Below are 10,691 nucleotides of genomic sequence, written 5' to 3'. Positions count from 1 at the left end.
CCGCCTGGCGACGCCCCATGGTCCGCCCCGCCCCTGGGTTTATGCAAAGGTCTCCGTGGGGAGAGGGCCGGGGTGAGGGGATTGTGGCCGCCGTCATGCGCGCGATGGCGGACGCCAAGTACCTGTGGTGTCTGGAGTCATGCCGGCTTCTTCAGATAGCCCTCGCGTAGACGGGCTTAAAAGAACTTTCCGTAGTCCGCTGCGGCTAGCCGAACCGGTCGCGCAGGCCGGGGCGGCGGTCGAAGTCCAGCGCGATGACGGTGTCGATGGGGTCGGGCGCGAATGCCGGCAGGTGACGCAGCCAGATGCGGTGTTGGCGCTGGTCGAAGTCGATGGGGGTGCCGTCGTACAGGAACCGGGCCGATAGCAAGGTGCCGTCCAGATTGCCCAGCACCATCTCACGGCCCGGCCAGCGCCAGCAGTGCAGGTACAGCGTGTTGCCCTTGATGGTGTGATGCCGCCCGACGCTGCCAACGCGCATGAGGCGGTCGGGCATGCGCTCGGAGCCGTAGATCGACTCGCTGTTGACGCGCATCCAGGCGCCCATGGCGCGCAGCCGCTCCACGGACTCGAACGGGATGTGCCCATCGGGTTCGGGCCCGACGTTGAGCAGGTAGTTGCCCCCGCCCGCGGCGGCGGTGACGAGAAAGTGAATCAGCTGCCGCGGCGTGCGCCACTCGTGGTCGATGGTGGAATAGCCCCAGGTCGTGTTCATGGTCATGCAGCTTTCCCAGGGCCGGCCCGGGGGCGACGCGGTGACGTGCTGCTCAGGCGTGTCGAAATCCTCGGGCAGCAGCGATCGGTCGTTGATCAAGATGTTCGGCTGCAGCTCGCGCACGCGGGCGTTGAGCGCCGCGGAATCCCAGTCCTCCGGCGTGTACGGCCAGCCGCCGTCGTACCAGAGCACGGCAAGCTCGCCATAGTCGGTGCAGAGCTCTTCGACTTGCGCGTGCACGTATTCCCGAAACCGTGCCCATCCCTCGGAATCGGCCTGCGGGCCGCGGAAATACTCCGGCCAGCGCCAGTCAAGCAGGGAGTAGTAGAAGCCATAGGGCATGCGCCGCTTCTGGCAAGCGGCCACGAACTCGGCCAATACGTCCCGTCCGGCGGCGGAGTTGGGCGCGGTGAAGTCCGAGACCTTCGAATCCCAGAGCGCGAAGCCTTCGTGATGCCGTGAGGTCAGGATCATGTAGCGCATGCCCGTATCCTGGGCGAGCGCGACCCAATCGTCCGGCGAGTAGCGGGCGGCGGTGAACCGATCGGCCAGCCGGGCGTACTCGTCGTTGGGGATTTCCTCCTGATACATCGTCCACTCGTGGCGGGCAAGCACGGAGTAGAGGCCCCAGTGAATGAACATGCCGAAGCGAGCGTCGTTGAACCAGCGAAGGGCGTGGGCGGAGGCCATGGCTGCCGGTCTTTCACAGGGGTTGGGATGGATCGCATCATCGACTCCACGTTAGGCCCCGTGCAAGCGATGCGCGCGTGACCACGGCGGGTCCGGTCTTGGTGGTGATGGCGCTTCGCGCCGAAATGCGTCAGCTTCCCGGATCGGTTCGGCGTAGGTCGAGGTGGCGCCAGGCGCTGGAGAGTGAGTCTCCGAGCGTTGTTGCGGTGCGCTGCGGCATCGGTCAGGTCAATGCCGCGCGCGTGACGGAAGCGGCGCTTACCCGATGGCGGCCACGGGCGGTGCTTGTCGCGGGGATCGGCGGCGGGTTGCAGCCGGGCCTGCGGCCGGGCACGCCCGTCGTGCTCGACACCGTGTGCGCCGCTCAATCCCGGATCGCGGCCGCATCCGAAGTTGCCGATGCCATGGAGGCGGCGCTGGGAAACGCCGGCGTCACGGCGCGACGTGGCGAAGGCTGGACCGTGAACGGCGTGGCGGATGCGGCGGCGAAGCAGAAGCTGGGCACGGACGGCGCATTGACGGTGGACAACGAGTCTTTTGCCGTGCTCGACCGGGCGAGGGCTCACGGCGTTCCCGCCGCCGCATTCCGGGTCGTTGCCGATCCGGTCGATCGCGGCGTGCCTCGTTCAATCGCCGCGCTGGCGTGGATCGACGGTGCGCCTCTTTGGCCGCAGGCGCGCGATATCTGGCGACTGCCCTTTGAGGTTGGCGAGGTGGCCCGGTTCCGACGCGATCTGCGAGACGGCCTGGCCGGTCTTCAAGGTGCATTGTCACCGGTACTTGCGGTGCTGATGGCGTAACGGCACGTCCTGACAAGCTACGATGGCGCGGGCCAGCCGGGCCTGTCCCGTAGGGCATGCCGGCTGGCGTTGTTCCGCCCGCGGCGTTCGACGCGCCGCTCCGTATCTGAACGGACGCCATGACCGAAACCGCTGAGCCCGGCACCGCGCTCCTCGTCGCCGGAATTGTCATCTTCGTGCTCGCCTACGCCGCGATCGCGAGCGACCGCGTGCCTAAGTCGGCTGTGGCCGTCGCCGGCGCCGTCCTGATGATCATGATCGGAATCATGGATCAGCACCATGGCTTCGAGCACATCGATCTCAACGTGATCTTTCTGCTCGTCGGCATGATGGTGCTGGCGGGACTGATCAGCGAGACCGGCGCGTTTCAGTACCTGGCGATCGTTGCGGCCCAGCGCACGGGAGGCAACGGTTTCCATCTGGCGGTGACGCTGTCGGTCATCACCGCCGTGCTCTCCGCGTTTCTCGACAACGTCACGACGGTCATTCTCATCGCGCCGATTACGTTGGTGGTGGCGCGCCAGCTGCACATCAATCCGGTGCCGCTGTTCATTGCCGAGATCCTGGCGTCGAACATCGGCGGCGCGGCCACGTTGATCGGCGATCCCCCCAACATCCTCATCGGCAGCGCCGGGAACATTGCCTTCGCCGAATTCGCGGCCCACATGACTCCGCCGATTCTGATCATGCTGCCGCTATTCTTGGTGAGCCTGCGCTGGATGTTCGGCAAGCAACTCGCGGTTGATCCCGTGCACGCCGCGGCGCTTGCCAAGCTGGACCCGGCGGAGTACATCACGGACCGGCGCGGCCTGAAGATCGGCTTGGCCGTGCTTGGCCTCACGGTCATTGGCTTTCTGATTCACGGCGTGCTGCATTGGGAGCCCGCCACGATCGCGCTCGGCGGCGCCGCGCTGGGGATGCTGCTGATGCGGGCCAATCCACACAAGGCCTTCGCCGCGGTTGAGTGGCCCAGCGTGATGTTCTTCGTCGGTCTGTTCGTGATGGTCGGCGGCTTGGTGGAGCTCGGGGTGCTGGACGCCGTCGCCAACTTCATTCGCGACCTCACCCAGGGCAACGTGTTCGCGACGGCGGCGCTGACCATCTGGGTGAGCGGCATTGCGTCGGCCATCGTCGACAACATTCCGTTTGCCGCCACGATGCTGCCGGTGGTGCAGAACCTCGAGGCCGCCGGACTGAACCCGGACAACATCCTCTGGTGGTCGTTGGCGCTCGGCGCGGATCTCGGCGGCAACGCCACGATCATTGGCGCGTCGGCCAACGTGATTCTCGCCGGAATTGCGGAGCGCGAGGGCTACAAGATCGGCTTCGTGCAGTTCATGAAATATGGCGTGCCGGTCGCCGTGGTGTGCATGGCAATCTCCACCCTCTGGATCTGGGTCAGGTACGTCGCGTTCGCGTAGCAGCGCCATGCCGGACGGCACGTCCGCACCCGGCTTGAATTGCGTCCCGAGTCCGTAGCTCACGCGTTGACCGGCGCGCTACCTTAGGGAGCCGCTTGCGCCGCAGGATGACCCGCCCATGCGCTTTTGCATTGTTGGATCCGGTGCCATCACGACGTTTCACCGGGACGCGCTACTCGACATAGACGGCATCGCCGTCGACAGCGTCGTGAGCCGGCTTCTGCCGTCGGCGCAGGAGTTTGCCGAGACGTGCCGCGCCGACTTTGCCACGACGGATTTGGCGGAGGCGCTGGCGCGCCCCAACGTCGACGCCGTGCTGATCACGTCGCCGAACCGCATGCACTACGACCAGGCCTTGGCGGCAATCGGGGCGGGCAAGCACGTGCTGCTCGAGATTCCCATGACGCTGCGCCTCGACCAGGCGGAGGAGCTGGATCGAGCGGCCCGCGCCGCCGGCATCACCCTCATGATCTGTCACACCGAGCGCTACTACGCGCCCAACCTGTGGCTCCACGAGCGCATTGCTCGCGGCAGCCTGCGTCCGCTGCACCTGCACCGTGACTGGCACTTCTTCCGCCGGGAGAACATCGGATGGACCGGACGGCGGCGGAGCTGGGTGGACGACATCCTGTGGCACCACGGCGGCCACGCGGTCGACAACGCCGTCTGGATGTTCGGCCAGGAGCCGCACGTCGCCCGCGGGCTCTACGGCCCGCCAAGCGGACCCAACCAGGTGCCATTGGATCTGTCGATTCAGCTGGCCTTTCCGGAAGGCGGGCTGGCGTCGCTGGTGCTCTCGTACAACGCGATGGTCGACAAGGTGACGACGCGCACGGTGCTTATCTGCGAGGAAGATACGTTCACCTTCCTGCATGACGTGCTGGTCAACCATGCCGGGGAGGTCGTGGCGCAGGAGGAGCAGATGCTGGCCGTGTCGCGCCAGAACCGGGAGTTCGTGAGCGCGGTGACGGACGGTCGCGAGCCGCTCACCGGGGTGCCGGAGCTGCTGCCCTCGTGGCGCACGCTCGATCGCCTGGAGCGCAGCGCGCTCGAAGCGGCGCCCTAGCACATGTCCGACGTCCGTATCCCGGTGGTGTGGTCAGAGGCCCACGTCGACCACGCGCCCACGCTTCAGGCCATCGACGGCGTCGACTATCCGCATCCCGAGGTGCCGTCACGCCCCAGGCTGATCCGGGAGGCCCTGGATGCCGCGGGCCTGGCCGACCTGGTGCCGGCTGCTCCGTGCGACGACCTGCTCGTTGATCGGGTGCATGCTCCGGCCTACCGCCAATTCATCGACGAGGCGTGTACGGAATTGGACGCCAACGAGCAGCTCGCACCGGCCGGCGTTTCGGCGGACGCAGCCGTATTGGAAAGCGACAGCCTTGCGGTGCGCGCGAGCTACTTCGCCTTCGGCACCGACGCGCCATTGATGCGCGCGACTTACTGGGCGGCGCGGTCCGCGGTTGACATTGCCGTGACCGGCGCCGACCTTGTCAAGCGCGGGGCGCCCCACGCATTCGCCCTGTGCCGCCCGCCCGGGCATCACGCCGAGCACGATCGAATGGGCGGATTCTGCTATTTCAACAATGCGGTGATCGCCGCGCACGAGCTGCTTTCCGCTGGTCGTGTCGCCATCCTGGACGTGGACTATCACCACGGCAACGGATCGCAACACCTCACCTATGGCCGGGGCGACATTCTCTACGTATCGCTGCATGCCGACCCGCGTTGGGCCTATCCCGGCTTCTCCGGAAGAGCTGCCGAGCGCGGCTCGGGCGAAGGTGAGGGATTCAATCTCAACTATCCGCTCTGGCCGGGAACCGCGATCGACGACTACGCCGCCACGCTTGCAGGCGCCTGCGAGCGGATCGCGGCCTTCGCTCCGGCGTGCCTCATCGTGTCACTCGGATTCGACACCCACGCCGACGATCCGATTGCGTCCTTCGCGCTTCGTAGCGAGGACTTCGCGCGCATCGGCGCCGAGATTGCCGCGCTGGACCTGCCGACGCTCCACGTGCTGGAGGGCGGCTACGCCCTGGCGCGATTGGGCGAAAGCGCCGTGGCCTACGTCGGCGCGCTCACCTGAGCAGCGCGATGCCGCCGAGTGGGCTTAGCGTTGGGCGTCGCGCTGCCGCTGGATCGCGCGCGGGATGCCCCCGCTGTTGATGACTTCCGCTGAGATGATGCGCTCACGGCGGTCCTCGACCGGCAGGTCCACCCGCACGTTGCCGCGTCGGTGCGACTGGCGGGTGGCGATGGCGATTTCCAGCGCTTCGCGCGCGTCCTCCCCGCTGCACTTGGGCGTGTCGCCCGTCTCGATGCAGTGGATCAGGTCGTAGATCACATTCACCGCGCCGGCGCGCACCTCGCGCTCGGGCGGGAAGAAGCGACGCGCCGCCTGCGGATTCCGCTGTCCGGGGAGGGGCGCCTCGCTGGTCCACAGCTCGCTCAGGCGCCCGTCGCCCATCATGCGGATCATGCCGGTCGTGCCGGTGATGTCGTAGGAGTGGTCGTTGGGGCCGTTGTCCAACGCGCGAAAATAGCCGCGCACGCCGTTGGGAAACGCGAGGAATCCGCTGGCCGTGAAGTCGTTGTCGCTCATCGGGTCTTCGTCGGGCCCCAGCTCGCCGACCACCCACTCAGCGCGACCGCCGGTGAACATGGTGAGCGTGGTGAGCATGTGACTGCCGTTGTGCGAAAGCCCCGAACGCGCCCGAGCCACGACGTGGATCACGTCGCCGATGAGGCCGTCGTTTACCATGCGCAGGGCCTGGGTGTAGTTGTTCATCCAGCGCCGGGTGCAGTTCACCGCCAGCGCGATGCCCGCGTCGTTGCAGGCAGTGACCACGTCGTCGGCCTCCTGCAAGGAAATCGTGATCGGCTTCTCCGCCCAGATGGCCTTGACGCCATACCCTCCCTTGGCAATGTCGATGAGGATCGAGGCGCGAGGCTCCGCCGACGTGCACACGCTTACGATGTCGGGACGAGTTTCGTCGAGCATCGCGCGGTAGTCGGCGTAGATGGCGTCGAACCCCCAGCGCTGCCGGGCGGCCTCGCGCTGCTCCTCCCAGGTGTCGGACATGCCGACGATCTCAACCTCGGGAACGGCCCGAAAGCAGGCAATGTGGGAATAAGGGAGGGAGTGCCCGTCGTAGACCTGAATCTCGTCGTCGATGGTGCTCGCGATGCGTCCGAGACCAATGACTGCTGCCCGTGTGCGCGCCATGGCGCCTCCTGGAGATGCCGGTGCTCAACCGCCGCAGTATGACCTGCCAGGGCGCGGCGTGCATGGTCGTGGCGGGGCTCGCCGCCGGCTTGACTCTGCTCGCTGCGTGCGGACCTGGGGGCGACGAGCCCGCGGCGACCGCAGCACCCCCGGCCGCACAACCGCCGCTCACCAACAGCGATTGGATGGTCTCGCACCCGGACGCCGCCGGGACCGTCGGCCGACAGGTGGAACTGCGCGGCTGGGTGTTCGAGGTCGTCGATCCCCCGGAAGGCGGCGATACGGTGTTTCTCGTCTGGGTGGACTTTGACAATGACGATTTGCCGACGGCGTTTGTGATCCAGGGGGCGCCGCCGGAGCTCGAGGCGGATGCGTTCGTTGTCGTGCGCGGTGTCGTGGAGGGCACGGAGCCGCATACGTATCCGGATGGCCGCGAGGCGCTCATCCCTCGCGTCCGTGTGACGGCGCTCACTATCACCGATCGGCTCGGCATTCGTCCGGCGGTGTGGGTGGTCGATGTCGGGCAGACACTCACCCAGATCGATATTCGCGTGACCCTCGAGCGAATCGAGTTCGCGGCGGAGGAAACCCGGCTCCTATTTTCCGTGGACAACCAGAGCGACGAGACGATCAGCGCCATCGGCACGGGAGTGCGCGTGCAGCGGGGCGAGGTGGAATTCCGCGCGGTCTTTCCCACCGGACACGGCGTGCCGCCGCCGCGCGGTCGGGTGGAAGCTGGGGCGGTTGAGCGCGGCTGGTTCCAGTTTCCGCCCCTGGACCGAATTGGTCCGCCGCTGGTCATCATGTGGGACGGCGCCCATCCGGACTCGCCGGTCCAACGATTCCGGCCCTGGCAATGGGTGGTGGATACCGCCGGCGGTCAACAGCCCGAGGGCTGACCGAAGCGTCGACCTGGCGGGTTCTTCGCGGGCCCCGTGGTCGATTGACTGCGTTCGCGGTCCACTGGCTGGCGGAACGACGCCGCCTACCTCACCGGTCAGTCAATCAGCGTCGACGGCGGAGTGGTGATGCACTAGTCGGTCGACAGGTCATCGGCATTCATGCGGTGCCGCATGAGCACCAGCGCCGCAATCGACGTTGCGGCCATGAATCCAGCGGACACCGCCCCGGCATAGTCCAGCCAGTTGATCTCGAACGCCAGGTAGATGAGCAGAAACGGGTAGAACGACATCCACGTCTTGACCGCCAGGGGCACCTCGGCGCCGTAGCGATTGGCGGCGTAGAGCATGAAGTTCACCAGCGGATAGAGCAGGGCGTAGGCCACGCCGATCTCTCCCCGCATCGCGCCGGCGGCGACCAGACCGCCGACGAAGGTGATTTCGCGGATGTGGTCGGAAACCTGGTCGGCCAGGGCTCCGAAGGCTGACTCACGGCCTGTTTTTCGCGCCAGCGCCCCGTCAATGGCGTCCAGCACAAGCGTGCCCACGAACAGCGCCAGGGCCACGCGCGGCGCGTGCATGATGAGCGCCGCGGCGGCGAACCCGATTGGAATCTGACTCAGCGACACAGCCGTCGGCGGCGCGCCGAGCCGGGCGAGTGCGGCCACCACCGGCGAAAGGACGACCGCCATTCCTCGACGAAACGGCCCGAGGACAATGCGCTCGGCCCGCGAGTAGGACCCCGCCGCCGGCTGATCGCCCTGGGCGTCCACGAGCGCCTACCAGGCCAGCCGCTCGGCCAAGAAGCCGTGCAGGTCGTTCACGGCAACGCGGTCCTGATCCATCGTGTCGCGGTGACGGACGGTCACCGAGTGGTCGTCCAGCGAGTCGTAGTCCACGGTGATGCCGAACGGCGTGCCGGCCTCGTCCTGGCGGGCATAGCGCCGCCCAATTGACCCACCGGCGTCGTAGAAGACCGGCCACGACGCGGCCAGGCGCGCTCGAACGTCGCGCGCCAGCTTGACCAGGTCGGGCTTGTTGCGCGCGAGCGGAAAAATGGCGGCCTTGATCGGCGCCAGACGCGGGTCCAGATTCAGGAATACGCGGGTCTCGCCGCGCACTTCCTGCTCGGTGTAGGCGTCGGCCAGGAAGGCCAGCGCCGCACGGTCGACACCGCTCGCCGGCTCGATGACGTAGGGCCGAACGTGCGACTTGGAAGATTCGTCGAACACCGTGAGCGTCTCGCCGCTGGCCTCAGCGTGCCGCGCGAGGTCGAAATCGGTGCGGTTGGCGATGCCCTCGAGCTCCCCCCAGCCAAACGGGAACTCGTACTCGATGTCCGTGGTGCCCTTCGAGTAGTGCGATAGCTCGTCGGCGCCGTGCGGGCGCAGCCGAAGTCGGCTGGAGTCCAGCCCAAACTCCTGCCACCAGGCCAGGCGCTCGTCGATCCAGGCCTGGTAGGCGCCCGCGTCCTGCCCAGGCTCTACAAAATACTCCAGCTCCATCTGCTCGAACTCACGGCTGCGGAAGATGAAGTTGCCCGTGGTGATCTCGTTGCGGAAGGCCTTGCCGATTTGGCCGATCCCGAAGGGCAGTCGCACGCGCGTTGAGTCGACGACGTTCTTGAAGTTCACGAAGATCGCCTGGGCCGTTTCGGGCCGGAGGTAGGCCGTGGCGGCCGACTCCTCGACCGGCCCGACCTGCGTGCTGAACATGGTGTTGAAGCGTCGCGGATCGGTGAGCGCCGAGCCGTCATGGGGGCACTTGCCGTCCGGCACGTCATCCTGGCGGAATCGGCGGCGGCACTGGGGGCATTCGACCAGAGGGTCGTTGAAGTTTTCGACGTGCCCGGAAGCCTCCCAGACGCGGGGGTGCATGAGGATCGACGCATTGAGCCCCACCACGTCCTCGCGGGCCATCACCACGCGCCGCCACCAAGCCTCCTTGATATTGCGAATCAGCTCGGCGCCCAGCGGTCCGTAGTCCCAGGTGCTGGCGAATCCGCCGTAGATTTCGGAGCTCCCGAACACGAATCCGCGTCGCTTGGCGAGGGCGACCAGGGTGTCGAGATCCGGCGCAGCCATCGCTAGTCCTTCCAATTCGGCAACGACCCGCCGTGGGTCGCGCCGTGCGTGAGGCCGGTCAGCGTGCTGCCAGTTTCCCAGGCGCCGCCGGGGTCAGCATGCGCGCGGACTTTACGTCGCGTTCGAGGATGGTGGTCGAGTAGGCCCGCAGGATGTCTCGAACCTCGGCGCGCACGTTGGCGTCCACCCGCAAACGTGAGGCAGCGTGAAACCCCTCGCGCGCGAGATACCGCAGCACCTTGAGCGCCGCCACGCTCAGGGGCCGTGATTCATGTTCACGGCTGTCGGCCCGGCACACCACGCCTCCCGCCGCGCTGGCGAAGCGATGGTTGCCGGGTTGCAGCGGCTGTCCGCATGCCGTGCAGCGGCCAAGCTCGGGTGAGTATCCGTGCAGCTGCAGGAGGATGAGCGCCAGCGCCGTGAGCCAAAGCTCCGGCGGATCGCTGCTCAGGTCGAGTCCCCGCAGAAACGTGAGCACGGCGTCGTAGGCGTCGAGCGACGGCTCGTTGTCTTCGCTCAGACCATCGAGCAACTCGACGGACCACCCCGCCGCCGCGAATGCCGCCAGATCGGTTCGCAGGCGCGGATGCGATTCCAACTCCTCGACCTGCGACAGGATGTCGAGGGACGAGCCCACGACACCCAAAATGCGGACGCGGTTGAAGAGCTCGATGCTGGGCGCCAGGTGGCTGGCAGGCCGCCGCGAGCCGCGCGCGACCAGGCGGCGTCGACCGAACTCGCGTGTGAACAGGGTCACGATGCGGTCGGCGTCGCCCAAGTCGCGTCGACCGAGCACGATGCCCTCGGCGCGATAGGTTTGCGAGCGCCCCAGTTCCGGCATGGCTTCAGCCTA

At 67.1% G+C, this 10,691-nt stretch carries 10 protein-coding genes; 5 read left to right on the top strand and 5 right to left on the bottom strand.

Annotation, left to right across the window (positions count from 1 at the left end; all coding sequences use genetic code 11):
- Positions 1–205 precede the first annotated feature (205 nt).
- Positions 206–1,405, bottom strand: coding sequence for an alpha-L-fucosidase (locus OXG33_12400; protein MCY4114716.1), 1,200 nt, complete (start codon positions 1,403–1,405; stop codon positions 206–208).
- A gap of 77 nt (positions 1,406–1,482) precedes the next feature.
- Between OXG33_12400 and OXG33_12395 the strand changes: the two genes are divergently transcribed.
- From OXG33_12395 to OXG33_12380, 4 genes are all read left to right on the top strand, one after another.
- Positions 1,483–2,205 carry a hypothetical protein gene (locus OXG33_12395; GenBank protein ID MCY4114715.1) on the top strand — a complete coding sequence of 241 codons (723 nt, stop codon included), beginning with the start codon at positions 1,483–1,485 and terminating at the stop codon, positions 2,203–2,205.
- Positions 2,206–2,324: 119 nt separating this feature from the next.
- Positions 2,325–3,626, top strand: a complete 1,302-nt coding sequence (locus OXG33_12390) for an ArsB/NhaD family transporter (GenBank protein ID MCY4114714.1) — start codon at positions 2,325–2,327, stop codon at positions 3,624–3,626.
- A gap of 118 nt (positions 3,627–3,744) precedes the next feature.
- On the top strand, positions 3,745–4,692 hold the full coding sequence (locus OXG33_12385; GenBank protein MCY4114713.1) for a Gfo/Idh/MocA family oxidoreductase: 948 nt from the start codon (positions 3,745–3,747) through the stop codon (positions 4,690–4,692).
- 3 nt (positions 4,693–4,695) lie between these two features.
- Positions 4,696–5,715: a histone deacetylase family protein gene (locus tag OXG33_12380; GenBank protein MCY4114712.1), complete on the top strand. Its 1,020-nt coding sequence runs from the start codon at positions 4,696–4,698 to the stop codon at positions 5,713–5,715.
- Between the two features lie 24 nt (positions 5,716–5,739).
- Here OXG33_12380 and OXG33_12375 read toward each other — a convergent pair whose 3' ends face one another.
- Positions 5,740–6,855: a Gfo/Idh/MocA family oxidoreductase gene (locus OXG33_12375; protein ID MCY4114711.1), complete on the bottom strand. Its 1,116-nt coding sequence runs from the start codon at positions 6,853–6,855 to the stop codon at positions 5,740–5,742.
- Positions 6,856–6,875: 20 nt separating this feature from the next.
- Between OXG33_12375 and OXG33_12370 the strand changes: the two genes are divergently transcribed.
- Positions 6,876–7,754, top strand: coding sequence for a hypothetical protein (locus tag OXG33_12370; GenBank protein ID MCY4114710.1), 879 nt, complete (start codon positions 6,876–6,878; stop codon positions 7,752–7,754).
- Positions 7,755–7,888: 134 nt separating this feature from the next.
- On the opposite strand, the gene OXG33_12365 is transcribed toward OXG33_12370, so the two are convergent.
- The 3 genes from OXG33_12365 to recO are packed head-to-tail and all read right to left on the bottom strand — an operon-like array spanning position 7,889 to position 10,679.
- On the bottom strand, positions 7,889–8,527 hold the full coding sequence (locus OXG33_12365; GenBank protein ID MCY4114709.1) for a CDP-alcohol phosphatidyltransferase family protein: 639 nt from the start codon (positions 8,525–8,527) through the stop codon (positions 7,889–7,891).
- Positions 8,528–8,533: 6 nt separating this feature from the next.
- Complete coding sequence (locus OXG33_12360) at positions 8,534–9,838, bottom strand: glycine--tRNA ligase (GenBank protein MCY4114708.1); 1,305 nt, start codon at positions 9,836–9,838, stop codon at positions 8,534–8,536.
- Positions 9,839–9,896: 58 nt separating this feature from the next.
- Positions 9,897–10,679, bottom strand: coding sequence for a DNA repair protein RecO (recO, locus tag OXG33_12355; protein ID MCY4114707.1), 783 nt, complete (start codon positions 10,677–10,679; stop codon positions 9,897–9,899).
- Positions 10,680–10,691 lie beyond the last annotated feature (12 nt).

Source organism: Chloroflexota bacterium (genome assembly GCA_026708035.1).
Classification (GTDB): Bacteria; Chloroflexota; UBA11872; order UBA11872; family UBA11872; genus JAJECS01.
This window is presented reverse-complemented; position numbering and strand designations above follow the sequence as displayed.